This is a genomic window from Bacillus sp. HU-1818 (assembly GCF_022695965.1).
In the GTDB taxonomy this organism is placed as follows: Bacteria; Bacillota; Bacilli; order Bacillales; family Bacillaceae; genus Bacillus; species Bacillus atrophaeus.
Map to the genome: position 1 here is coordinate 766,965 of NZ_JAAPBE010000003.1, position 25,779 is coordinate 792,743.

Below are 25,779 nucleotides of genomic sequence, written 5' to 3' on the forward strand. Positions count from 1 at the left end.
AGGTGGAATGCAAAATTACACACCTTTAGTTACGTTGACAGTCCACACGTAATGAATTGTATAATAGAATAGAGAAAAATTTTACAATAAAGGGAGGAATGTTGACAATGAAGGGTTTTATCAGAGGCGTTGTTCTAACTGCTGTTCTAGGTGTTGGCGGTGCTTTATTTGCAGGTGATGTATCTGCACACGGGTATATAAAAGAACCTGCTAGCAGAGCGTACATGGGATCATTAGAAAAACAAATAATTGGTTGGACGGCAGCTGCACAAAAATATGGTTCCGTAATTGATAGTCCTCAATCGGTAGAAGGACCAAAAGGGTTTCCATCTGCGGGTCCACCAGATGGGAAAATTGCATCAGCAAATGGAGGCTCGGGTCAAATTGACTTTGGATTAGACAGGCAGACTGCAGATTATTGGGTAAAACAAAACATACATGGGGGCCTAAACACCTTTACTTGGCACTATACTGCTCCTCACGCAACATCAAAGTGGCACTATTATATAACCAAGAAAGGCTGGAATCCAAATAAACCTTTAACAAGAGATGAGTTTGAATTAATTGGAACTGTAGATCACGATGGTTCAAAGGCTGATAATAATCTTTCTCATAAGATTTATGTACCAACTGATCGCAGTGGTTATCATGTTATTCTAGGTGTGTGGGATGTTGCGGATACTTCTAATGCCTTTTATAACGTAATTGATGTAAACATAAAATGATTATATGATAACATTTGATAATTAAAGGGGGGGGAGAGACATGAAAAAGCAGGATCGAATTATTGTATTAAGTGAAATTGAAAATGATAGTGAAGGAAGAATTATAGTGGAGTGCAGAATATAATTTTCACATTCTCTCAGCTTATATAGAAACATATTAAGCTTGAATAAATAGAGTAAGACGTCCTTCTTTTAAGGGCGCCTTTTTTATGCTGCTTTTAAGAACTCGAATGTATTAGCTATGGAAAGTTCATCCTTTGTTTAAAGTGGGGGATGGGAGGATGGAGCACTTAGCTGCTGTCTTAACATTGTTTTGTTCGAGCACAGAGTCCCACCTCCAAAAGATCAGAGCAAATGAGATGCTGAATATATATTAATAACCTCGAGTAGGCTTATATAACAGGTTAATCTCAATTGTATATGCCTTCACTGACGAAGCCATAGCTGTCTGGCATTTTAGGCTGAAGTTGATGATTCATCAGTGAAGGTATTTATTTCCTCCTAGTTTGGTCATCTGTGTTTACCTTATTGTAAATGCAAAACATACGTTGCTGCCCAACTGATAGGCTTTTCAAAGGTAATAGCTGCATATCGCCTCTGCCGGCATCTGTAAATTGTCGCTGTCCCCGCTTTAACTCCTTTATCATTTACGACAGCACAGATTTATCTAACTCACCCATATTTCCTCTTTATTGCCGGTAGTCTCGTTTTTCTTGATGATTATCGCCAACAGACAAAGTAAGCGATCCTTCACTTAGGCTGATTGATGTTAACGGAACATCCGGACTAAATGAGGCAGAGAACCATTTAAGCCAGAGTCATTATATAAACCATTTTGTACATAATCAAAGCCAGGTTGATTCTGTCCCGGTACTTGGGTGTTGCCATTATTAAAAATCACTTTGGTGTTTTTTGTATCGGTATCCGCGGGTAACGTCAGAGTGTAAATTCCATCTGAATTCTTAGCCATTGCTTTTCCTGGCCAAAATCCGGTTAATTCTATTGCCTGACCACCATTCTCCATGTATACATATGCATTAACTTGACTCCAATTATTTGGGTTTTGATAACCAATTATTTTCGCCGAAGATGGGTCAGTTTTTATAAAAATGTATTCTTTTGTCCTGGTTACTCCCTCACTGTTCGTTCCTGTTAAAGTGATTTTGTATGTTGTGTTGAATGGATCTCCTTTTCCGATCGTTAATTGAGCTCCATCCTTAAACTCTGTCTCATGACCATTATTTATTTGATAAGCAGCGTTTGTTGTTTTAGCATCTGCACGCAAAGTTACCGTCAGTTGATCATTATAGAATGAATGTGTTACACCTGTTTTATAGTTCTCGAGGAAGACATTAGGTGCATTTGCAGTATCGTCATGATAAAGAACAACCACAGATCTGCCGCTGATCATACCTGTCAGTTTGCCATCCGCTACTTTAAACGAACCATCCCCGGCTTTATTATCATAGTTGCCATCAGGTAAATCCGTTGAAGTATGAATGGTAACTGATGATGAAGATGCATTTGCCAAAACTACGCCATCAGAGCCGCGCTGATTCATGAATATCTGATTGTTTCCATCCGGGTTAGAGAGTTTCTCAGGCTGTCCACTCATTACATTATGAAATGTATTGACCGCTTCGATGGCTTTATCTTTAAATAGAGCACTGCCGCGATCACCTATTTGACTTTTTCCAGGGAATCTTACTCCATTTCCGCCGCCCTCAGGTCTGGAGAAAAAAAGAGGTGTACTCCCTGAACGAGAAGCAATAACCGCCCAGCCTAAACGAATATCATCATCGCTCATCCATGTTGATTCTTCATCATCATTGGCATACGTATCATGCGATTCCACCCATGTGACCAAATCGTCCGCATACACATCAGATGCATAATTGGAGATATTCGCTGCGCTAAAATTGCGATTCTTTAAAGCAGATCTTATGGAATGCCCATAGTTTGATGCTGTGACATTCATATAATTCGCATATGCAGCATCTCTGGAGGTACTGTCTTGTAATATTTCTCCATATTGGAATTCTGCAGATGTATCTGTGATATTCGGCCAAAAATGACTGCCAAAATCACTGTCATCCGGAAGCTCTATATGTTTGGCCGCATCATACCTAAATCCGTCGGCACCGTCATCCAATACTCTTTCCAGGAAATTTTTTAGATATGACTGTACTTGTGTATTCTGCGTATTCCAATCATAAAGCCCCAGCAATGAATTCTGTGTGACATCCCTTCGATCAGACCAATTTTTAATTTGTGTGTTGCCATGCGTCCAATTTGAAATGCTTTTAATTTCATTTGAAATCGCAGCATAGTCACTGGTTGTGTGATTGATGACGGCATCGACAATAACCTTCACACCATATTCTTCAGCCGTCGCACACATTTCTTTAAACTCTTCCTCGGAACCCAAGTAACTGTTGCCAATCTGGTAAGAGGTCGGCTGGTAAAGCCAGTACCAGTTCCCCATGCTTTTATCTCCATTATTTCCTTCCTTTACTTGATTAATAGGAGACGTCTGAATGGCAGTATATCCTGCATCATGGATATCCTTCATATTATTTTTTAAAGTGTTGAACGACCAATTCCAAGCATGAAGAATGGTCCCGCTCTTTATTGATGGCGTTGTATGCTCATTTGATTGGTTCGCGGTCTCTGCATTTACAGCCACCGGACCTGCCAGAATCAAATGAAACAGCAATAATAATCCAGCGAATAACGGCAGTAAAGAGGTATTTAATAGTTTTTTAATCATTCTGGACACTCCTTATTTCATTTTTCATTTCTGAAGACTTACTGCGGAGTCAGAAATCCCTCTTACTCAATCCTTCCACTTCCTCCTTTCAAACGAATGTGAAGACTGGATAATTTTGTTAATCACTTACATATCAAGTTATCATATTATTTCTATCAAAACAATTTGATAGAGTGTTTTAAACAATGTTCCTTTTATCTTCATTTCTATTTTTGGGAGGTTTATAAGTCCAAGGCTTGGTCACTGTCATTTACTTCTTAAGTTCTTGGATCAGTGATTAGTTCTAAAAAAAGACAGAAAATTTAAACAGATCTGCAGTTCCGAAGCCATTTTCAATGATGCAACCATTTGATCTAAATCCATATGGACAACATTCAAACACGGAACAATATCGGTGATTCTAAAACAAATAAAAAAAGCCACTCATTATTGAGCGACTTTACTTGCTTTACGTATTGCTATTTCCATGTTCCTTTGCCAAACTTCAACATTCGTTAAAGCTTCTTTAACTTTTTGATCACCTTGTTCAAATCCTTTTACATTTTCTAATCAAACTTTAGTTTTACTGGGGAGAAAATCAAATCTTAAAATAGGAGCAGAGAAGTATTCGAGCTTTAATTTTACATCAATTTTCTTAAAGTGTTTAGTTTCAGTTTTATTAGATAACAATCTCCCGACTAGGGCACCGATTCCACCTGCTGCGAAGCTTCCAACAACAGTCATTGAATTTTTTGAAGATAAAGCTCATAAAAAGAAAATGGGTAAGCTTGGACGAGCACACCTGCAAAAGTAGACTTGCCTAATAGCTAGTAATAATAAAATCACTTTGTTTCTTTATTTAGAACAAAGTGATTTTTGTGTTAAATACGTAAGCAAAGTCCCTCAGTTGAGGAATCCTGATTCTGCATAAAAGAGGGATCTAAAATGTACATCTGCAAAAATAACTCCGCATAACAATGCAAATAAAAATCTACACGTACATGACTGGAGTTGATACCTTAAAAATCTCGCCATCTCTTATATAAAAACGAGGGATGCGGCGGCTTAATGTAGACACCACTTCATAGTTAATCGTATTAAGCATTTCAGCAACTTCATCAACGGGAATCTCAGCTCCCTTTTGGTGGCCGTAGATCACAACTTCCTCTCCTTGTTTGCCTTCACTCTCTCCTAAACTAACCATGATCATATCCATTGTCACTCTTCCCACCACCGGCACTCGTCTTCCGCGATGAAGAACAAATCCGCGATTGGAAAGTGCACGGGAATAACCGTCAGCATAGCCGATCGGGAGTGTAGCAATGACTTCGTCGGGTTCTGCGATATATGTAGCACCATAGCTAATGGTTCGGGGTTCTGTCACCATGGTTTTCACATAAGCTATACGCGCCTTTAAACTTAATACAGGTGTAAGCTTAACGAGGTTTAGTTGTTTTATATATGCTGAAGGATATAAACCATATAACCCTATACCTAAACGAATCATATCAGCACTAAATTCAGGAAAAGCGATAGCCGCAGCGGTGTTGCTCATATGCACGGTGGGCAGCTCAATGTCTTGATTTTTTAAAAAGCGGAGAAAACTGATAAATTTATCGTGCTGCAGCTTAGTTAGTGTGGTGTCTTCTTCATCCGCTGTTGAAAAATGTGTAAAGATACCTTCCCATGACAGGTATTTACTCGACCTGACCGCTTTCACTACTGCTAAAAGGTCTTCTTCTGTGCGTACACCTAACCGACCCATTCCGGTATCCACAATAATATGAATTGCCAGCCGTTCAGAGCCTGCTTCTTTTTCCAATATCCGATTCGCTTTTTTGATCCAACTGACTTGAAACGCTGATAATGTTATATTCCAAACTGCTGACTTTTTTACACAGCTAAGAGCGGTAAAACCAAGTACAAGAATAGGTGCTGTAATCCCCGCTTTTCGTAAAACGATTCCTTCCTCCACGCTGGCAACAGCGAGCTCACTCGCCCCGTGTTCCAGTGCATGGCGCGCCACTTCTACAGATCCATGACCATAAGCATTCGCTTTTACGACAGCCATAATTTTGCTTTTTTTTGGTATATGATGGCGTATTGCCCGCAAATTTTTTTTTATGGCATCAAGATTGACTTCGATCCAAACTTCTCGGCAAAGCTTTGTCATCAACGCTTCCTTCCTTCTTATGGAATAGTACAAACAGCATATAGCCGTTAAATAAATTCTGTAACATTAATGGTTGGATACCTTCAATCTAATTTTATTCAACTTTAACTGAATTCATTCAACAACAAACTTTTGATCTAACGAGAAGATGCTAACCCACGGCCGAAGTTAACAGTACTTTCGTTTTTAATTCATTTTTTGCATACTAGCTGATTAGGTTCAATTTTGATTTTCTTTACTTCGAGCAAATAAGTGATACATGAGGCTTTATAGAGGTGAGGATTGATACGGAGGCTGAGGATATCAGGTAGTACATCTGAACAAAAATAGTCTGCCCATGATTTTGACATTTGTTTTGCTTGTCCGCCATGTTGAGTAGTGAAGAGGTACTCATGATCATAACCGCGTTTTTTATGCCAAAGCTACAGATCTTCAAGAGCCTCCATATTGATCATATATCCCAAAGACTTTCCTTCGCCTTTTCCTTTCCCGTCGTGTACATGCTGCCAAAAGATATTTTACAGAAAAATTACATTTATCTCACAAAAAAAGGTTACTAGTATTGTAAAATTAGCTATAAATTATCATAGGAGGAGTTATCATTGAAACAGCCAAAAGCATACCTTATGACTGCTGCTGCCGGTTTATTACTCACGTCATTATCATTCTCGGCACCTTTGGCGGCGAAACAGGTTCCTTCCCATAACAACCATTTTACAGTCAAGGCAAGTGCAGAGACGGAGCCTGTTGCTTCCGGTGATGACGCAGCAGATGATCCGGCCATTTGGGTAAATGAGAAGCGTCCGGAGAAAAGCAAGCTGATCACGACAAATAAGAAAGCAGGCTTAGTTGTCTATGATTTAGATGGCAAAGAAATCAATTCCTATCAATTTGGCAAACTAAATAATGTGGATTTGCGCTATGATTTTCCATTGAACGGTAAAAAAGCAGACATTGCAGCCGCCTCCAATCGAACAGACGGAAAAAATTCAATCGAAATATATTCATTTGACGGCGAAAAGGGTGAATTGAAAAGTATCACCGATCCAAAAAACCCCATTACTGCTGGCATTGCCGAGGTATATGGATTTAGTTTGTATCACAGTCAAAAAACAGGGAAATTTTACGCATTGGTAACGGGAAAACAGGGAGAATTTGAACAATATGAAATCGCTGATAATGGAAAGGGCTATGTGACAGGCAAAAAAGTTCGCCAATTCAAATTGAATTCGCAAACTGAAGGGGTCGCGGCTGATGATGAATACGGCCATATATACATAGCGGAGGAAGACGCTGCCATTTGGAAATTTAGCGCAGAGCCTAACGGCGGAACTCAGGGCAGCATAATTGATCAGGCCGATGGAAGGCACTTAACGTCTGATATTGAGGGCCTGACCATTTATTATGCTCCGGACGGAAAAGGATACCTCATGGCGTCAAGTCAGGGAAACAATAGTTATGCGATCTATGAGCGCCAGGGCAGCAATAAATATATCGCGAATTTTGAAATTGCGGATGGAGAAAAGATTGACGGTACAAGTGATACGGATGGGATTGATGTTATCGGCTTCGGTTTGGGCGCTAAATATCCATACGGAATTTTTATCGCTCAGGACGGAAAAAATATTGAAAACGGACAGGCGGTGAATCAAAATTTCAAAATTGTACCGTGGGAAAGGATTGCTAAACCGATTGGTGCTGCACTGGATGTGAAAAAACAGGCTGATCCAAGAAGGCTGAAGGACAGGTCTGGAACATAAGGCGGCAAAAAGCAGTGACAAGCCAAGCTGTTTTTCTATAAAACATACAAAGGAAAAAATCGTTCATTGAATAATGAACGATTTTTTAACAATTTAAATGAATGTGTGAGAGTTTAGCCGGAAGCTCATCAAACGTATTGGCGGGAATTGTCTCTTTATAATTCAGTGCCGCAGCTTTTTTTCGTTCTTCAGGGTGCTCCAGATAATATGCTGCTTTACGCTTAAAATCGTTTATTCCATGATAAGAAACAAAGGATGAAAAGGGACTTGCCGCAGGAAGATCTACGAGCTGAAACGCTTCACAAGCTGCAATGTCAAAGCTTCGGTTATTTAAGCTGATATTTTGAATGCGCTTCTGGTTTTTATTGAGCGCAAAATGGTACGGCCTGTGCGGATTAATGACAATGTCCGAGCTGTTATAATAATGAACCGCCTTTTCAGGGCTGATCCATTGGTCGATAATATCCACATTTGACTGTTTGATTGTTTTTTTATGAAGATATTTTCGCCACTCCTTGCCGATCAACCGTATGGTGACCGGAAGATTCGCTGTCTCCTTGATAAGCTGAACCCGGTTAGGATAAGGATAGCCGATAAGCAGCAGGTTAGAATGGCAGGAAGTATCCGTATTGAGTTTTTTGAAAAGCCGCTGGTTTGTGGGAATGGGCATATAATAAACGTGGGGGCAGCCTAATTCCCGGTAAACATCGGCTGAATTTTGGTCAATGGTCAATATCACATCTGCATGCGGTATGACTTGCAGGCTGATATCTGTATAAAAAGGGTCTTCTGTAAGCCAGACATACATGGGAATACCCTCAATCTTTAACCAGGTCAGCCATTCAGAAGGGACTCTATCTCCGACCATAATGACAGCAAAATCCGGCTGGAATGATTTGATGCTGCGGGCTGATTGCGCATCAAGATCAAGTGAAGAAAGGAGCCTCATGGGAGAATGTAGAAAACCTTCTTCAATCCAGCGGTCAAAATAGCTGTATATCCCCTTATATCCTGAACGGATATATAAGACGTTCATAAAAGGGATTACGTAGTGAACGTAACGCTTTCTACTTTATCTACATCAAGCAATGTAGTGGCTGAACCAGTCGGAGTGACGGAAGCTTCTTGCGTGACATATACAATGCCGTGGATTTGGTCAAATGCAACAAATTGAACAGGTCCGATCATGTCTCCTGAATCCATCACAATGCTGATTACAGTTCCCGGTGTAATTCTAGCAAAAATCCATCTGGCCGGTAAGGACGTATCCAAAGCTGATACATCGCTTGCGGCTTCTGCTTCAGCAGCCGCATCTACTTTATTGTCTACCGCTGCTTCTAATAATTCTTTAATTTTGTTTTCCACGTTATCTCCTCCACTTTCAGTTGTCGTTCCATTATTAAAAAAGGGGATCAATAAACTTTTAATGAGATCCTTTTTCAACTGCAGAAATTCATTGCTCATTTACACATACACCTCCTTTTATCTTTTTAGAACTCACGCTTATTCATATTCCGCTGCCTGTGAATTGGCATGAGACGAACGCCGTTATCAAGCGTATTTTTCATATTTAATCAAATCGCTGATTTTTAAAAGAGGCTGTTATAGCCTATGCGTATGTTCGCTTTTTCCATATGCTGATAAAGATTACAAGCATGAAGGAGAGAGATTTTTTGGATTCGGAAGCAATTGTGAACGGTGAGGAATTTGAAAAGGAATTATATGTTGTCCTGCTTTTACTGATTTTGTTATTACGTCAGACAGATCCGTCTGAACCGGTTTCAGACCTTCGGAAGCAGCTTGTTCTAGCGAAAGAACTCGGAATCCCGGTTTCAAGAGTGAATCTTATCAATGGAGACACTCTGCAAAACGTTATTGTGAAAGAAGTGCTGAGCGATTTGGCAGTGTTTCAAAATCCACTGAATAACACCAGATCAAACGTGGCACTCTCAAGTATTGTAAGCTGGGGTGCATTTTAACATTGAGGCCAAGGCTCCGTTTTTACGGAGCTGTTTTTGATAGGAGGATGGGAGATGGGGGAGAAAGTTTCAATCATTTTAACAAGTTATAACAAACCCTCTTATTTACAAAAAGCAATTGAAAGTGTGGTCAATCAAACTCACGCTGATTGGGAGCTTTTTATAATGGATGATCATTCAAATGAAGAAACCTCTGCTGTCATTCAAACGTACTTACATGATACGCGCATTCAGTATTATAACAGTTTTATTCAGCACTCCGAGCGGATGAAAACAGCCAGATATGCCACATTAATTAATCATGCGCTTTCTTTCATTACCGGGGATTATGTATCCTATCTGACCGATGATACGATCTATCATCAAGAAAGGCTCAGCCGTATGCTGCAGGTGTTCCGGCATGACCCGGTAGCGCAAGCGGTTTATTCAATGCAACAGGTCGTTCATATAAACGAGCGTGGAGAGGAAGCTTTTCATTTTTACAGGCAGGCGCCGGGGGTGCTGGATAATGCCGCGTTTCAAGTGGACCATTGCTCTGTAATGCACAGGAGAGAATTGCTTGAAAAAGTCAAACTTCAATATGGGAGCTATTGGGACGATCATGTCATGCATTGGAATCACGGAGATTCAATTTTTTGGAGCAGATTGAACACATTTGTTCCTTTTATGCCGATAAATGAAGTATTGGACACAACCTATAAAACACCTGATTCTTTTCAAAATGCGAACCAGTGTCTTCCCGATGTTTTAATTGACGGGTCTTTTGTGAAGGGAACTGACCAAAAGGTGTACGTGCTTGATCAAGATACCCGGCATCCCGTCGGGGAAAGATGGCAATCCGTTTATTCGGGGAGGACTGTCATTATTCCCGACCCGTATTTGTTTCAATACCAAATAGGAAAAAGCGTTCATATTCCGAATTATTTGCTCGTCAAAGCGCCGGATCAGCCTGATGTATTTTATATAGAAGGAGGAAGAAAAAGACGTATAGAGAACCAGTTTGCATTTCACTTCTACCAATTCAAAAGAAAAGATATTTTGGCTGTTCACCAAGACGAGCTGGAGTCGGTGCCCGACGGTCAACCGATCAGCCAAAGGAGATCAGGCTTGATGATTAATCCTCCTGGACGCAGGCTGTTTCTGATCGGCCGCGAGCTGTTCTTATTTTTAAACGGCAAGTTCCATCCAATAGACACTAAAGTCGCAAAAAGATTCTTCTTACATCAGAAGCCAATCGCCATTTCTTTCTGTAAAATCAAACAATTTCCAATTGGAAAGCCGTTTCGTCCGTTGTACGATGAGATTATAAAGAAATTAAGGATCAAAATTGACTAAATCAGTCAGCCGTATGTTGAGGATGAAGGAGACATTCATGACAGAACATTATTCGAAAACAGAAAAACAATATTTATCATTAGCTTCTGTATTCAAACCATTTGAGCAATACAGTGTTTATAGTGACCCTGATCTTCCGCAAATTTTTTCGCATAATTTTGTACAGCTGCACGCTTCGTTTCCGTTAAACAGCTTGCTTTCATTTCTGCCTTCAGTATCCGGCTTGTTAAATACCAATTATATTCATCTGAAGGCTTCGCCGCAGCATACCTTTCCGCTTGTTTTGAAGCAATCACTTGTAAAAAGCGGTTTTGTGGTTGAAGATGAATTATTCTACAGCATTCAGCTTAATCATTGGGGCAAACGGGCCGGGCATCCGCTGACAGGCTGGGGGACGAAAAAAAGCCTTGCGGACGGCTCTTCTATTATGAAAATTTATGACTCTCTCTATATAAGCGAAGCAATTGCAGAAAAAAAATTACAGCGGAAATATCCTTTTTACCAATCAGGGAAGATTTTGCTCGTTGTTTGTTACAGCGATTCAACACAAAAAATACCGATTGGCTGCGGAGAGCTGTTTATCAATCCAAAAGAAAAAACGGCAAAAATTGAAGAGGTCGCCATTTTGGATCAGTTTCAAAGAAAAGGGTACGGCACCATTTTGATTGGGGAGATGCTTTCCGCTGCAAAAGCCTTTGGCATGCATTCTGCCTATCTTGTTACATCAAGTCTTGACGGGGCCGGCCATTTTTATGAAAAGCTCCGATTTGAAAAATATCAGCGGATGCATACTGTATTTCATTATTTCCTTACATAACTGGGCAAATGCACAAACCATTTGGGACTTGGCCCGCATAGAATGCCGTATATCGTGATAAGAAAGGATTGATACTTGATGCACAGTTACGGCTGTTATGATCATGGTTACAGTTATGGCGGGTTCGGCTGCGGGAAAAATACGTTTGTATTGATTGTCGTTTTATTTATTTTATTAATCATCGTTGGTGCCGCGTTTATTTGCTAGGAGCATATATCGTGACAAAGGGTCTTCCTGACAGGGGAGGCCTTTTTTTGTATGGGCGAAAAAAGTTTTTACGCGGTAAGAATGCCTTCATTCTTACACTCATACAATGGAGTAAAAGGGGGCTCCGAGGTGAGGGGGAGAAGTTATGAAGAGCTATCTGATTAAGCCTGAGCTTGAGGCAGATTATCCGGTTGTCAGCCGTGCAGCAGGTTCATACCTATATGATCAATCCGGAAAAAAATACCTCGATGGCTCATCCGGCGCGGTGACATGCAATATCGGTCACGGCGTAAAGGATATCACTGATTTGTTGAAGGAACAGCTTGATACCGTTTCATTTGTTTACCGATCACAATTCACAAGTGAGCCTGCTGAAGACTTGGCGAGGTTATTGGCGAACCAGCTTCCGGGTCATTTGAATTGGTCTTTTTTTGTAAACAGCGGGTCTGAAGCGATCGAAACAGCAATGAAAATTGCCATTCAGTATTGGCAGGAAAAACAGCAATGGCAAAAATCCATCTTTTTGTCGAGATGGAGCAGTTACCACGGAATAACTTTGGGAGCGCTTTCATTATCGGGGTTTTATGAAAGAAGATACCGGTTTACTCAAATGATTGAGCGTTACCCGGCGATATCGGCACCTAATCTGTATCGCTCCAGCCCGGATATGAAGGAGGAGGATTTCGTCCAGGCTGCCGCTCAAGAACTGGACACAGCCATTAAACGAGTTGGCAGCCGGTTTATTGCCGGGTTTGTGGCGGAGCCAATTATCGGCGCCGCGGGAGCCGCCATTACACCTCCCGCAGGGTATTATGAAGCGCTTCAAAGCGTGTGCCTGAAAAATGGTTTGCTGTTTATAGCGGACGAGGTGATGACGGGGCTTGGCAGAACAGGCAAAATGCTAGCCGCCGAGCATTGGAATACCGTTCCTGATATTGCGGTTTTGGGGAAGGGGATGAGTGCCGGTTACGCACCGATTGCAGCGGCTGTTGTTTCTGATCCGGTTATGGATACCATTAAAAAAGGCTCCGGCGTGATTATGAGCGGGCATACGTATAGCGCCAATCCCTATTCAGCCAGAGCGGCGCTTGAAGTATTAAAGTATGTGGAAAAACATGATCTCTTAAAAAAATCAGAGAAAAAAGGCGAAGTACTGAAGAAAAAGCTGACCGATCTCATGAACCAAAGTGACATGATCGGCGATGTACGCGGAAAAGGGTTGCTATTGGGGGTTGAATTTGTCGCAAACAAAAAGACAAAGCAGACATTCCCGCCAGAGCTGTCAGTGGGGCAGCACATCATTAGCGCGGCAAAAAAACGCGGGCTGATTATATATCCCGCCAAGCCGGGCATCGACAGCGGTGAAGGAGACGCCGTGATCATCGCTCCGCCATTTACGATTTCTTCCGCTGAGATGGCAGAGCTTACGGATCTCTTTTCAGACGCCGTCTTAGAAGTAGAAAAAAAACTTAAAAGGGATTGGAAAACAAATGGCTTCATTAGATAAAAAGATGGATATTGAAACGGCACTTGCAGACGTACAGGATGAATCCGTGCTGATGTTCGGCGGATTTGGCGGCGTCGGGTCACCGCCGTCACTTATTGAAGGAATACTAGAGAAAGGTGTGAAGGATTTAACGGTTATTTGTAATGACGCCGGATTTCCGCAAATAGGAATCGGCCCTCTCATTGTAAACAAAAGAGTAAAAACCTTAATTGCGTCACATATCGGATCAAATCCGATAGCGGGACAGCAGATGACCGACGGAACATTAGAGGTGAAGTTTTCTCCGCAAGGCACGCTGGCAGAACGGATTCGAGCGGGAGGCTCCGGTCTTGGCGGCATTTTGACTGACATCGGAATAGATAATCAAATGATTTGTGCGCAAAAAGAAACCGTGTCTCTCAATGGAAAGCCGTATTTAATCGAAGAAGCGTTAACGGCTGATTTTGCTTTTATCTGCGCGCATACTGCAGACGAATTCGGCAATTTGACCTATGACAAAACAGCCCGCAATATGAATCCGCTTATGGCGATGGCTGCCGAGAGAACATTTGCCGAAGCGGACCGCATTGTGCCGGCAGGAGAGCTTGCCGAAGAGATGATAATCACACCGGGGATTTTCGTGGAGGGCGTCGTGAAAAGCGGAGGGGTGAACTGGAGATGGGCTTGGGAATAAAAGAGAGAGAGCTGATAGCAAGGCGTGCTGCTTGTGAAATCACATCAGGGATGACGGTGAACCTGGGCATCGGCATTCCGTCATTAGTGCCGAATTTTTTGCCGTCTGACACGAAGGTGATGCTTCAGGCCGAAAATGGAGTCCTCGGCATTGGCGGAAGTCCGGAGAAGGGGCAGGAAGACAAAAACCTTTGCAACGCCGCAGGCTACCCTGTCAGCGCTGTAAAAGGAGCGTCTTATTTCGATACTTGCCTGTCCTTTGCCATGATCAGAAAAGGCGCCATAGATATTACCATTTTAGGGTCTTTGCAAGTCAGCCGGCATGGTGATCTGGCTAATTGGCTCGTTCCGGGGAAAAAAGTACCCGGCATGGGAGGTGCCATGGAGCTTGCGCAAAAAGCGAAAAAAGTAGTGGTCGTCATGAGCCATACAGATCATCAAGGGAAACCGAAATTAGTGGAAAAGTGCACATTGCCGCTGACCGCTGCGGGCTGTGTCGATCTCATTATTACCGATAAGGCGGTAATTGCTGTAGAACAACGCCAATTTGTATTAAAAGAGCTTATGAATGGCGTGACAGCAGAAGAAGTCATTGAGCTGACCGCTGCCGAACTCAAGATAGACGTACCTTTTTCTTAAAGGAGGACTGCGCATGCAGCAAATTGAAAAACAGGTTGTTGACTGGCTGGATGATCATCTGACCAAAGCCATCCGTCTTCTTAAAAGACTGATCGGCGAAAAAAGTACGTTTGGAGCGGAATTCAACGCCCAGGCCATTGTCCTTGAGAAGCTGCGGCAATTCAAGATGGATATTGATGTATGGGAACCGAGCCTGAAGCAATTAAAACAGCATCCGTATTTCAAATCAGGCCGGACTGGTTTTAGCGAAAGCCCAAACATTGTCGCTAAAAAAGCAGGAGAAAGCAACGGAAGGTCCCTGATTTTGAATGGGCATATCGATGTTGTGCCCGCAGGAGACATAAAAGCATGGAAGTCTGAGCCTTTTCAGGCCGCGGAGGAAAACGGGAGAATTTACGGCCGCGGTTCTACTGATATGAAGGGAGGCAATACAGCCCTTCTTTTTGCATTAGAAGCGCTGCACGCCTGCGGTGTCAAATTGAAGGGAGATTTATTTTTTCAAAGTGTTGTAGACGAAGAGTGCGGCGGCGCAGGAACGCTGTCGGCTATTATGAGAGGCTACCGGGCTGACGGGGCGCTTATTCCGGAACCTACTAATATGAAGCTATTCATCAAACAGCAAGGCTCACTATGGTTCCGTATAACTGTTAATGGCTTATCGGCGCATGGCGGCACACGCTATGAAGGGGTGAGCGCCATCGAAAAAAGCATGCATGTCATCTCAGCCCTTCAAGAGCTGGAAAAAGTCCGAAATGCCAGAATTTCTGATCCGCTTTATGAAGGCATCCCGATTCCGGTTCCTATAAATGTAGGCTCTATCGCGGGCGGCGAGTGGCCTTCTTCAGTATGCGACCGGGCAGTCATCCAAGGAAGATGCGGAATCGCTCCCCACGAAAAACCCGAAGCGGTGAAAGAAGAAATGACAAACTGGCTGAAGGATTTAGAGTATCGTGATGAATGGTTTAAACGCCACCCTGTCAAGCTCGAATGGTACGGCGCCCAGTGGCTGCCGAATGACTTGCCGAAAGATCATGATTTAGTGTCGGTGCTGCAAACATCCTATGAAAAAATCAGACACACTGAACCGGTAATAGAGGCGTCACCGTGGGGAACGGATGGAGGCTTATTACATCATGCGGCTCAGACCCCCGTCATTGTTTTTGGTCCCGGTGAAACAAAAACGGCCCATCAGGCGAACGAATATATCGAAATTGAGGCTCTGTTGGAATCTGCTAAAATCATTTCTCTTTTTATAATGGATTGGTGCGGCATCCATGAGCAAGGGAGTGAAGCGAATGAACAGAGTGATGAAGCGTGAGGGCGTCTCGGCTTACCTAGACATTGACCGTTTCAATGAACGAATCAGAGTCGTCCGTTATGAAGGTAAAATCGAAAACGCTTTGCCAGAGATCCTAGCTGAAGCAAAAAAGGAGCTCGCTGAAAAGGTGATTGTATATGCCAAGCAACAGGACGAAGCAGAGCTTGCGAAGCATTTATTTGTGACAGAAGGGCTTCTGGATGGCTATTACTTAGGCCATCGCGCGGCTGTGATGGTTCGTTACCTCTCTGAGAACAGAAGACTGACAAATTCCTATTTAGCAGAGCTGGAGATTGTCGAGACATTGTATAAAAAGTCCCCTTCAATACGTTTAACAGCCACGCCGCCTTTTTTGATGAGCAGGTGTGAACCAAGGGACATTCACCAGCTGTCTATGCTGTACAAGAAAGTGTTCCGCACTTATCCAACCCCGATTTTTGACCCGGTATATATTGAAAAAACGATGAATGATAACACTGTCTATTATGCTATGTTTGATGACGGCCGGCTGATAGGGGCCGCCAGTGCGGAAGCCAATCCTGCTTTGGGGCATGCGGAAATAACTGACTGTGCCGTGCTCAAGGAATACAGGGGGCATTCACTGATGAATCATTTAATCGCCGCATTGGAAAAAGAAATGGCCGACCGAGAGATTTTTCATGTGTTTTCACTCGCGCGCGCAGCCTCTTATGGAATGAACGCCGTGCTTCATCAATCAGGCTACAGCTATCGGGGAAGATTGATAAACAATTGCTATATATATGAAAGTCTTGAAAATATGAATGTATGGTGCAAGACATTATAAGTTGAGAAATATTCACCATTCCGCCGTAAGGCAAAATGGTGATAAGGAGGAATTCCGTTTGGCAAATCAATGGTTTAAACCGAAGAGGCACTGGAAGGAGATTGAATTATGGAAGGATGTACCCGAAGAAAAGTGGAATGACTGGGTGTGGCAGCTGACGCATACCGTCCGGACACTTGATGAATTAAAAAAAGTCATTCATTTAACTGAAGAGGAAGAAGAAGGAGTCAGAATCTCTACCAAAACCATCCCTTTAAATATTACGCCATATTACGCTTCCTTAATGAATCCTGATAATCCCAGATGCCCGATTCGAATGCAGTCTGTTCCGTTATCTGAAGAAATGCACAAAACCAAGTATGACCTTGAGGATCCGCTTCATGAAGATGAGGACTCTCCTGTTCCGGGGCTGACGCACCGCTATCCGGACCGTGTTCTCTTTCTTGTCACAAATCAATGCTCAATGTACTGCCGGTATTGCACACGCAGACGGTTTTCAGGGCAAATCGGAATGGGAGTGCCTAAGAAACAGCTTGATGCCGCGATTGCTTATATACGTGAGACACCCGAAATCCGTGACTGCCTGATTTCAGGAGGAGACGGTTTACTGATCAACGACCAAATATTGGAGTATATTTTAAAGAATCTCCGTGCCATTCCGCATTTAGAAATCATCAGAATCGGAACAAGGGCACCGGTCGTCTTTCCGCAGCGAATTACCGATAACCTGTGCGAAATATTAAAAAAATATCACCCTGTCTGGCTGAATACTCATTTTAATACAAGCATTGAGATGACGGAGGAATCAGTCGAGGCTTGTGAAAAGTTAGTCAACGCAGGTGTTCCCGTCGGAAATCAGGCGGTTATATTAGCGGGTATTAATGATTCAGTTCCGATCATGAAAAAGCTCATGCACGATTTAGTGAAAATCAGAGTACGCCCTTATTATATTTATCAATGCGATTTGTCAGAAGGCATCGGCCATTTCAGAGCGCCTGTTTCAAAAGGACTTGAAATCATTGAGGGGCTCCGCGGACATACATCCGGGTATGCGGTTCCTACTGCGTTTTTTAAGATAAGTATGGAAACTTCCGAAAAAAAGTGGTATTCTCTAGTTAGTTAAATATAGCACCATGTACAGAGAAAGGGAATACGCCGATGATTAAGAATCTTGAAAACATACATCATGTAGCTATATACCTTAGGATTAGTCAGGAAAAGAAAGACGAAAACGTAGAGACTCTTGAGAACCACAGGCAAATCCTTATAGAGTTTTGCGAAGAACATGGCTTTACATATGAAGAATTCGGGGAAGTCATTAGTGGGGGAAAATCTGAAATTGCTCAAAGGGTTGCTCTAAAACGACTGCTGGACAATATTGAAAAATATGATGCAATTGCATGTTTTGAATTAACCAGGATTTCTAGGAATGGTCTTATAAGTCAGACTGTTAAGCAGTGTTGTGTTGATTATGACAAACCGATACTAACACCTTATCAATCTTATGATTTAGCTAACTCGGAGACTGATCGTCTCTTATTTGACGTTGGTAGCATGATTTCAAGTCACGAACATAGTACTATTGGTAAACGAAGTAAAGCCAACAAAATGCAAATGTCTAAAGCAGGATTACATGTTAGTGGGAATGTTCCTTTTGGATACAAAAGAAATAACGAAACAAAGAGGCTTGAAATTGATGAAACCGCAGCGCCTACAATTCGATACATCTTTCAACTCCATTCAGAAGGCTATGGTAGCTTTAAAATTAGAGACATACTGAACAATGAAGGTTATAAGTCTGCTACAGGAAAGGCCTTTAATCTTCCATCAGTTAAGAGGATAGTCAGAAATCCTGCTTATAAGGGGACTTTGGTTTTTAATAACAGGAAAAAGATTAAGAGAAACGGAAAATTTGAGTATGACAATGTTGAGACAATCACTGTCGAAAATGCTCATCCAGCTATAATTCCTCCAGATGTGTGGGAAAAAGCTAATCAGGATCGTAAATCAAGAGCACTAAAATCGATTAGTATCAGAGAAAAACCAGCGACTAAATCTGGTGTCACTCTATTAAAAGATTTAATCTTTTGTGGGGTTTGCAGCAGAAAGATGACCATTAGGAAAGATACAAAAGGTACTATCGGTTATACTCTTAAAAAATGTGAATACCTGTTACCTAATGGTGAAAAGTGTCCAAACTGTGGGAAGAAGTTGGATGCTATAATAGCTAAAGTTCTTGACGGATTGAGAATATATACTAAAAATTTATCGCAAATAGAAGAACAATTGAAGAGTGAGAGTTTGAAGGATATAAATAAAAAGAATGAGTTGAAACTTGAACAAATTGAAAAAGCAATTAAAGAAAATGAGGTAAAACAGAAAAATTTAATTGATTTGGCGATGGAGGGCTTATTCACTCACGAGGAGATTCGTGATAAAAAACAAGAGCTTGTTACAATATTGGACGAGCTAAGAACCAAAAAAGAAGAGTTAATTAAAAGCATTAATTCAATATCGATTGAAGAAGAACTAGAGACAATTAAAGAAAGAAAAGAAATACTAGAGGAATTAAAAGACATTACTGACCAGGAATATGGTAACCAACTACTTAAACAATTTATAAAGAAAATCCATTTTACACGGGTAATACCAGAAGATATCCTTAAAAAATCAACACGTAATAAAGAGAGAAAAGAATATCCTTTTGAAATTGAATTCGAGTTCTTTGATTGATCTATATGTAGATATATTTATGCTGAATCTTTCTGTATATAGTATTTAATTCAAAATAAAATTCCCATTTTATTTAATGAGACATTTTTTAATATAGGCAACAAAGTTTTAAAAGTCGCTCTCGATTTAATAAAATATTAAACAGAGCGGCTTTTTCTTTGTCCCTCTAAGTCCGATGATGCATGTCTATACCTAATCAGTACAAAACGTTGTTTTAATTCTCAACTTTCCTCACTTTATTTAACAATTTTCACTTTCTGATGTCATAGGAAATTTGAACTTGAAAAAATATATTCGGCATCGTATGATCAAATTAACCCATTTATTGAAAATAATGGGCGATTAACAAAAGGGGGGTAAAACAAGTTTTTAATCGTGGGTAGTCTTGTTGGTATTAGGTGCTTTTTACAACACGAATAGACAAAAGATTTGATATTTCATGTTACATTCATTCCTTACGAGACTGTATATTACATACTTTCTTGTAAAAACAAAAAGGAGAGATTACATTGAAAAAGAAGGTTCTTGCTCCAATCGTGTTGGGAATAGCTTTACTAGGGGGCCAAGCTGCTTTTGCTAGTCCATCTGATGATGTTAATCACGGGGAAATTAACTTGGATGAATCAAGAGACTTAATGCATGCTATGAAATTGACAAAAACGAAAGCTGGTGGTGGAACTTGGTATCATGGTTTCGAAGGTGGATTTGTTAAATCCAATTACAATCATACTAAAAAGACTCACAAATCAAGTGCTGCGGCTGGACAAAGATTCTTTGAGTCTAAATGGAAGAAAAAAAATGAAGGGTATACCTACGCTTCAGTGGCAGAGACTTTTTTCGGAAACAAGGCTTTTTGGAATACAAAATAAAGAAAACAATAGCAAAGTAATTTTTTAATTTTTCTTCCGGTGTCTGCCTTATATTCAAGTTTGACGGCACCGGATTTCTTTTTATGGAGGCTGTCCAATGAAGAAAACGATCTATATATTGTTCATTCTGTTTTTGCTCTCAATGAATATATCCAGCTATCACTACACTCTTAATAAGCAAGTTTTTTATACTTTATTCTCTAATAAAGAAGCCGTGATAATCGACTATACATCAGCCATTAAGAGTCAAGATTTTATAAAGAGATTAGTTGCCTTCTCCCAAAAAGAAAAAGTGAACATTTCACAATACAGTTTTCTAGATGAGAAGACTTTAAATATCTATACTACAAGCTTTGAGGATGAACCTTCAATACATACTGGTGATAGACACATTTCGAATTTTAAAGAGTCCCATTCAAATCAAAATATGATTGGCACCATTAATTTCCCTTTATCAACATGGAAAATCAGATATTATGATTTTGATCAAATAAAAAACATTGGAATAGGAAACAGGTTTTATATCTCATCTGCGGACGATGAATTATTGAAAAGGGCAAGAAACCTATTTTCTGAATATGGTAAGGTAAGTGTTGAAGACAGCAGTTTGAATACCTCTTTTATGTTTAGTACCACTTTACTCATGTTAGCATTGCTTTCCATGCTGATTTTGTTTATAGGAATCCTATATTTTGTAATTAAAAACCGCAAGTTGCTTCTTTTACAGAAACTGTGGGGATATTCAAAAATCAAAACACTGTTATCTTTTCCAAAAATGTTTTTGAAACCACTTGTGATAATCACACTCTGCGGTGCCCTTCTCGTTGGAATCATGGCTCTAGTCTTTGACTTAAATGACTGGCTAACGGTATACATTAAGATTTACATGCGAAATGTTCTCATTGCAGCATCCATAATGATGGTATACACCATCGTTGTTACATTAATTTTATACAACAACAGCGACATAAGCGGTGCTGTCAAAGGGAGCACCCCAATTAAGAAATTTCAATGGTTATCTCTAGGATTTAAGATAGTCGTCACAATATTGCTTTTCAATATCATCGCTGCATCGCTTTCTAATTTATTCGAATTAAAACAACAACTGGACAATCAATCGTATTGGAAAAAAACACAGACTATTTATAAAACCAGCTTTGCAAATACCGGCGTGAACTATAATGATTTAAAATTGGATAGAGAAAAAAACGTTAAAGTTCGGGAGCTGTATCATCAACTAGAGAGACATAAAAACGCGTTTATTATGGATGCTCAAAACTATGCCGTCATGAAGAAAGATGGGAAAAAACCGGTTTATTTTTATACCCTGAATACCACAAAGGAAAATGAAATCTATTCTCCCTCTGGAAGAAGCGTCACAATTAGTCCCAATTATTTAAAAGTAAATCCAATAATCGGAGTTAACGGCAAACCCATCAATAAAAAAGAATTAGCATCTGATCCAAATACACTGAATTTGCTCGTACCACAAAAATACGCCAAGTATAAAGAAAACATCATGAAAGCTTATAGGGATCACTTTTTCTTTGAAAAAGTAGAATTAGACAATATGTATAACAAAGAAATTCAGAAACCTTTAAATACGCTTAAAGAAGATCAATTGAAGATCAATATCATATATACTAAAAATAGACAAGAATACTTCACCTTTAATAGTCAGATGGGTGATATCAGTAATAAAAATAACGTCATTGACCCAATTGCAGCTGTTTTCACTGATAATGTGGATTCATCCGTTATCGGAGCATACTCAACATCATGCTTATTCTTTCCTGATTCATCAAAGGGTATGGCGTATGATCACATAGTTCCTTATTTAGAAAAAACAGATACGAGAAACCTGATTGACTCTTCTATATCGGTCTATCAAGAACTAAGTGACCGGATAGCAGCGATTCAGAATCAGTTTATACAGAATCTTATTGGCTTAGCAATAACACTCATTTTATCAGTAGCCTTCCTTGTTTCTTATATATGGTCGTACTACAGTGCAAATTCATATCGCCTTTATCTTAAAGAGATATTTGGATATTCATATTGGGCTAGAAATAAGCGCTTAATCATTTTATCGGTTGTATCTAATCTTCTGATCGGAATGGGGTATAGTGTTTATTACAAAATCTATGAATTGATGGGCTTGATCGTATTGATTATTGGAATAGAGATGATTATTCTGTATTTCCTAAGTATTTATTTAAACAGGAAGAACATGAATAAGATTTTAAAAGGAGATAAATTATGATCAAACTTAAAAACATATCCAAAAGTTTTGATGGAAAATCAGTTCTTTCTAATTTTTCAATTCAGATAGAGGAAAATGAATTCTTTTCTATTGTTGGAAAGAGCGGTTCAGGTAAAACCACTCTTTTAAATATAGTCAGCCTCTTGGATACTCCAGACGAAGGAAAAGTTGAGATTTTAGGTTGCCAAAATCCTAAACAGAAAGAGGTGATGAAGTTAAGGAGAGAGAATTTAGGGTATATCTTTCAAAACTATGTGCTCATGGACAATGAAACTGTATTAACAAATTTATTACTTTCCACCGCATACGCAAAAGACTTCGACAAAAATAAGCTATCGGAAACCTTAGAGATGGTCGGCTTAGATAAAAGCTTTTTAAAGAAAAAGGTATATCAGTTAAGCGGCGGAGAGCAACAGCGTGTAGCGATAGCTAGGATTATTCTAAAACCCTGCGATATCATTCTGGCCGATGAACCAACAGGAAACTTAGATGAGTACAACAAGAACATAATTCTTTCTCTTTTTCATCAGCTGAAAGACATGGGAAAAACAATCATATGTGTAACACATGATCAAGAAATCGCTAGTTGTTCTGATAGGGTCATTAATCTTTCATAAGGAGAGGTTCTAAATGAAACATATTGCTTTTGCGCTTTCTACAAGTATCCTGATTATTATTACAGGGGTCGTTCACAGAATAATCTTTAGATTGTTTGGATTTCCGTTTGATGAGGCGCTTATTTTCTGGGGCGGATTCGTTGTTGTTTATTTTGTGTTAGCTCTGATCTCTTCCTTACTCTTTAGAAATTTGGGTTCTGACAGCAGGAGATATGAGGCGTAATTCAATTTGCTTATTAAGCCCTAAGGAAATATTCTATCTTGAATACATCCCGAATATAAAGTATCCTATACAAGTATCATAGGGGTTTAACAGCCGCTATAGGCCACGAAGCTCCCTCACATTGCTTCGTGGTTTTTATTAGGGGAAATAATCTTAGAGTGTAATTCGGTCTATTTTGTTTTCATGTTGAGCTTTTTCTTTTTTGCTAAATATCCATGCTTAAATAATTCCAAAAAAGATTCTTTTATTTACCTGAAAATTTCTTATCCTAATAAAAAAGAAAGCCCACATTGAGGCTTTCAGGATTATCGTTCACATGCGAAATTGTCATGATCTCTATCCATTTTTGATTGGTAAGCTGGATGTGTGCTCGGTACACCGTTAGGATATTTCTTTCTTAACTCTGTACAATTTGCAAAGCTCTCCGTGCCTTCTGTAGAAGTAGAAGGGGATGTTTGAGCAGTATTTGAACTACTTGAAGCAGAGCTACTTGATGAACTAGAGCTTGATTTATTTGTATCTGAATTCTGAGTTGAATTTGATTGTTTATTTGATTCATTTGAAGTTGTTTTCTTTTTAGCTGCACTTGCTTTTTTCACGCAACCGTTAAATCCTTTATCAGTCACGTAACTGTTCTTACTCCAAATAGAGAGCTTTTCTGATTTTGCTTCTTGTTCATCTTTTTTAAATTGGTCTATGTATTTCGTGTTTGGTTCATATACATATGCAACCCTGGCCAATCCTTCTTTTAATAGTGTTTCTTGAACAGATTTGCCATCGACATATACATAAGCCAGCATTCTGCCATACTTATCTGTACGATCACCTTCATCAAATTCCAGCTGTAACTTTCCGCTGTTGACTAACTCTTTATTTCTCTCTGAAGCATCCTCACCATAAGGCTGTACGCAAGAGTTTGGTTTTTTAGTCTCAGGAGTATCAACGAGCAAATAACGAACAGTTTCAACTTCGTCTTTATAGTTGACCTTAATTGTATCCCCGTCAACTGTCTTGTTTAGTATAACATCGACCAACTTTTTCTTGTCAGATGCTTTTTTATCTGACGAATTTTTCTTTGAAGTGTTTTTGGACTCTTCTTTGTTGTCATTAACACTTTTGTCATTTGATTGACTTTCTGTTTTTGACTTTTGATCAGTCTTTGTTTCTTTTGTAGCCTTTTCTTCTTGCTGAGTTGTCTTGCTACCATCTGAGTCTGTTTTGTCTGTGGAAGCAGAATCAGACCCACACGCAGCTAAAGAAAAGCTTAAAGACAAAACTCCAATACCTAACAACAATTTCTTCAATGTAATTCCCCCAAATTTATCTGTTCTGTCTCTATATCGGACAAATCTTCCTAATTATAAGTATAAAACCAATGATTGTAAAATTGGTTTTGTTTAAAAGTTCTCATCTTTTGTATGGTAAAATTTAGTGGGCGTGTTTGTGGAGGAGGAGATTTTATGAAAGAAGGTAAGTTAGTTCACATGACTCTTGATGGTATTAAGAAAGCAGTTTCTAAATATGGTACATTTCCTATGTTTCATCATGGGGGACATGTCATGGAAGATGCTACTTTTCATTTCAGAGATTCAGCAAACCCTCAAGAAGTAACTAATCTAGAAAAGAAGTTAGGAGTTTCTTTCCCTAATGATTACAAAGAGTTTTTGTGTAAACACAATGGAATGGAAATGTTTAATGGTGTTGAATTACTTAGCACAGAAGGAATTATTGAATATAATGAAGTTCAAGATTTCCCCGAGGGATACGTCCTAATTGGATATCATTATGATGGAAGATACGTAATAGACACAAACAAATCAAGAAACGGATTAGGTTATATGCTATATCTAGATTCAATTGATGATATTGAAGATGCAGTTAACTTAGATTCTAATTTTGAGATATGGTTTGATATGTTAGTGTCTTCTAACGGGACGAAATATTGGGAAGTGAGTCCGAATATACAAGAGTATTATAAACTGGTTCCAGAATAGGAAGACTCCTATTTGGAGTCTTCATCTAATAGGTGAAGGATAAGCAAAACTATCAGATTGTCCTATTTCCAACTCCATATAAGATAAGTAAAAGGTCTTAACAATAGGAGTTACTCTACTTTTAGGACTTTAATAGAGCCGTAAGGGGGAGTTTCATATTGGGATGGATTATTACAGTATTGATCATTATTTTAATCGGTTTCACTGGAAACATTGTTTCTTTATTAAGAGAGCAAAACAGATCTAGCAAAAGAATTATTGAGCTATTAGAAGAGAAAAAGAACCAATAGAGTCCCTCATTTTAGGGACTTTTTTATTTCAAACACCTTAGTTATCATTAAAGGAGCTATACCATGAACACTCTAAGGTGGTAAAATTTACATAGATTCTAAAT

General features: G+C 39.8%; 23 protein-coding genes and 4 pseudogenes. 20 read left to right on the forward strand and 7 right to left on the reverse strand.

The features are described from left to right. Positions 1–107 precede the first annotated feature (107 nt). A complete protein-coding gene (locus GXP75_RS14600) occupies positions 108–725 on the forward strand; it encodes a lytic polysaccharide monooxygenase auxiliary activity family 9 protein (RefSeq protein WP_242557079.1) in 618 nt (205 codons plus the stop codon). Positions 726–1,494: 769 nt separating this feature from the next. Here GXP75_RS14600 and amyE read toward each other — a convergent pair. After that, complete coding sequence (amyE, locus tag GXP75_RS14605; protein ID WP_242557080.1) at positions 1,495–3,495, reverse strand: alpha-amylase; 2,001 nt, start codon at positions 3,493–3,495, stop codon at positions 1,495–1,497. Positions 3,496–4,216: 721 nt separating this feature from the next. On the opposite strand from amyE, the pseudogene GXP75_RS14610 reads away from it, so the two are divergent. Beyond that, a pseudogene (locus GXP75_RS14610) lies at positions 4,217–4,305 on the forward strand (hypothetical protein); the annotation flags it as partial. A gap of 160 nt (positions 4,306–4,465) precedes the next feature. Here GXP75_RS14610 and alr read toward each other — a convergent pair. Continuing rightward, complete coding sequence (alr, locus tag GXP75_RS14615) at positions 4,466–5,647, reverse strand: alanine racemase (RefSeq protein WP_214918893.1); 1,182 nt, start codon at positions 5,645–5,647, stop codon at positions 4,466–4,468. A 218-nt stretch (positions 5,648–5,865) separates the two neighbouring features. Beyond that, positions 5,866–6,138 (reverse strand): annotated as a pseudogene (locus tag GXP75_RS14620) (tyrosine-type recombinase/integrase); the annotation flags it as partial. Between the two features lie 111 nt (positions 6,139–6,249). On the opposite strand from GXP75_RS14620, the gene GXP75_RS14625 reads away from it, so the two are divergent. Then, positions 6,250–7,407: a phytase gene (locus tag GXP75_RS14625; protein ID WP_242557081.1), complete on the forward strand. Its 1,158-nt coding sequence runs from the start codon at positions 6,250–6,252 to the stop codon at positions 7,405–7,407. 85 nt (positions 7,408–7,492) lie between these two features. Here GXP75_RS14625 and GXP75_RS14630 read toward each other — a convergent pair whose 3' ends face one another. Further along, complete coding sequence (locus tag GXP75_RS14630; protein ID WP_242557082.1) at positions 7,493–8,443, reverse strand: CgeB family protein; 951 nt, start codon at positions 8,441–8,443, stop codon at positions 7,493–7,495. An 8-nt stretch (positions 8,444–8,451) separates the two neighbouring features. Continuing rightward, positions 8,452–8,871 carry a hypothetical protein gene (locus GXP75_RS14635; RefSeq protein WP_239814740.1) on the reverse strand — a complete coding sequence of 140 codons (420 nt, stop codon included), beginning with the start codon at positions 8,869–8,871 and terminating at the stop codon, positions 8,452–8,454. Positions 8,872–9,080: 209 nt separating this feature from the next. Between GXP75_RS14635 and cgeC the strand changes: the two genes are divergently transcribed. The 15 genes and pseudogenes from cgeC to GXP75_RS14710 all read left to right on the forward strand — a co-directional run bounded on the left by cgeC (position 9,081) and on the right by GXP75_RS14710 (position 23,391). Next, positions 9,081–9,386 (forward strand): spore maturation protein CgeC, encoded by a 306-nt coding sequence (cgeC, locus tag GXP75_RS14640; RefSeq protein WP_010788966.1) that lies wholly within the window; start codon positions 9,081–9,083, stop codon positions 9,384–9,386. A gap of 54 nt (positions 9,387–9,440) precedes the next feature. Beyond that, on the forward strand, positions 9,441–10,721 hold the full coding sequence (locus tag GXP75_RS14645; RefSeq protein WP_242557083.1) for a glycosyltransferase family 2 protein: 1,281 nt from the start codon (positions 9,441–9,443) through the stop codon (positions 10,719–10,721). Between the two features lie 37 nt (positions 10,722–10,758). Beyond that, entirely contained in the window at positions 10,759–11,538 is a 780-nt protein-coding gene (locus GXP75_RS21625) for a GNAT family N-acetyltransferase (RefSeq protein ID WP_396022470.1), read from the forward strand. 78 nt (positions 11,539–11,616) lie between these two features. After that, complete coding sequence (locus GXP75_RS21630) at positions 11,617–11,745, forward strand: YjcZ family sporulation protein (RefSeq protein WP_061573062.1); 129 nt, start codon at positions 11,617–11,619, stop codon at positions 11,743–11,745. 145 nt (positions 11,746–11,890) lie between these two features. Further along, complete coding sequence (locus GXP75_RS14660) at positions 11,891–13,252, forward strand: aspartate aminotransferase family protein (RefSeq protein WP_242557084.1); 1,362 nt, start codon at positions 11,891–11,893, stop codon at positions 13,250–13,252. Beyond that, a complete protein-coding gene (locus GXP75_RS14665) occupies positions 13,236–13,925 on the forward strand; it encodes a CoA transferase subunit A (protein WP_010788963.1) in 690 nt (229 codons plus the stop codon). Before GXP75_RS14660 ends, GXP75_RS14665 begins: the two co-directional genes overlap by 17 nt. Beyond that, complete coding sequence (locus tag GXP75_RS14670; RefSeq protein WP_242557085.1) at positions 13,910–14,563, forward strand: 3-oxoacid CoA-transferase subunit B; 654 nt, start codon at positions 13,910–13,912, stop codon at positions 14,561–14,563. The genes GXP75_RS14665 and GXP75_RS14670 overlap by 16 nt, the downstream gene beginning before the upstream one ends. Positions 14,564–14,570: 7 nt before the next feature. After that, positions 14,571–15,881 carry a peptidase gene (locus GXP75_RS14675; RefSeq protein ID WP_242557165.1) on the forward strand — a complete coding sequence of 437 codons (1,311 nt, stop codon included), beginning with the start codon at positions 14,571–14,573 and terminating at the stop codon, positions 15,879–15,881. Further along, positions 15,859–16,686, forward strand: coding sequence for a putative beta-lysine N-acetyltransferase (ablB, locus tag GXP75_RS14680; protein WP_242557086.1), 828 nt, complete (start codon positions 15,859–15,861; stop codon positions 16,684–16,686). Before GXP75_RS14675 ends, ablB begins: the two co-directional genes overlap by 23 nt. A gap of 58 nt (positions 16,687–16,744) precedes the next feature. Beyond that, positions 16,745–17,749 (forward strand): annotated as a pseudogene (kamA, locus tag GXP75_RS14685) (lysine 2,3-aminomutase); the annotation flags it as partial. 95 nt (positions 17,750–17,844) lie between these two features. Continuing rightward, on the forward strand, positions 17,845–19,419 hold the full coding sequence (locus GXP75_RS14690; protein WP_242557087.1) for a recombinase family protein: 1,575 nt from the start codon (positions 17,845–17,847) through the stop codon (positions 19,417–19,419). Between the two features lie 509 nt (positions 19,420–19,928). Continuing rightward, complete coding sequence (locus GXP75_RS14695) at positions 19,929–20,288, forward strand: lactococcin 972 family bacteriocin (protein WP_242557088.1); 360 nt, start codon at positions 19,929–19,931, stop codon at positions 20,286–20,288. Between the two features lie 97 nt (positions 20,289–20,385). Then, positions 20,386–22,551 carry a DUF1430 domain-containing protein gene (locus GXP75_RS14700; RefSeq protein ID WP_242557089.1) on the forward strand — a complete coding sequence of 722 codons (2,166 nt, stop codon included), beginning with the start codon at positions 20,386–20,388 and terminating at the stop codon, positions 22,549–22,551. Next, complete coding sequence (locus GXP75_RS14705) at positions 22,548–23,168, forward strand: ATP-binding cassette domain-containing protein (protein WP_242557090.1); 621 nt, start codon at positions 22,548–22,550, stop codon at positions 23,166–23,168. The genes GXP75_RS14700 and GXP75_RS14705 overlap by 4 nt, the downstream gene beginning before the upstream one ends. 13 nt (positions 23,169–23,181) lie before the next feature. Further along, complete coding sequence (locus tag GXP75_RS14710; RefSeq protein WP_242557091.1) at positions 23,182–23,391, forward strand: bacteriocin-like WGxF protein; 210 nt, start codon at positions 23,182–23,184, stop codon at positions 23,389–23,391. A 305-nt stretch (positions 23,392–23,696) separates the two neighbouring features. Here GXP75_RS14710 and GXP75_RS21635 read toward each other — a convergent pair whose 3' ends face one another. Both GXP75_RS21635 and GXP75_RS21640 read right to left on the reverse strand, forming a co-directional pair. Beyond that, positions 23,697–23,990: an excalibur calcium-binding domain-containing protein gene (locus GXP75_RS21635; RefSeq protein ID WP_396022473.1), complete on the reverse strand. Its 294-nt coding sequence runs from the start codon at positions 23,988–23,990 to the stop codon at positions 23,697–23,699. After that, positions 23,985–24,434, reverse strand: a pseudogene (locus GXP75_RS21640) (thermonuclease family protein); the annotation flags it as partial. The gene GXP75_RS21635 and the pseudogene GXP75_RS21640, both read right to left, overlap by 6 nt. A gap of 516 nt (positions 24,435–24,950) precedes the next feature. Here GXP75_RS21640 and GXP75_RS14720 point away from each other — a divergent pair. Together GXP75_RS14720 and GXP75_RS21435 are read left to right on the forward strand one after the other, a co-directional pair. Then, positions 24,951–25,385: an SMI1/KNR4 family protein gene (locus tag GXP75_RS14720; protein WP_242557166.1), complete on the forward strand. Its 435-nt coding sequence runs from the start codon at positions 24,951–24,953 to the stop codon at positions 25,383–25,385. Between the two features lie 158 nt (positions 25,386–25,543). Continuing rightward, positions 25,544–25,675: a hypothetical protein gene (locus tag GXP75_RS21435; RefSeq protein WP_003325848.1), complete on the forward strand. Its 132-nt coding sequence runs from the start codon at positions 25,544–25,546 to the stop codon at positions 25,673–25,675. Positions 25,676–25,779 lie beyond the last annotated feature (104 nt).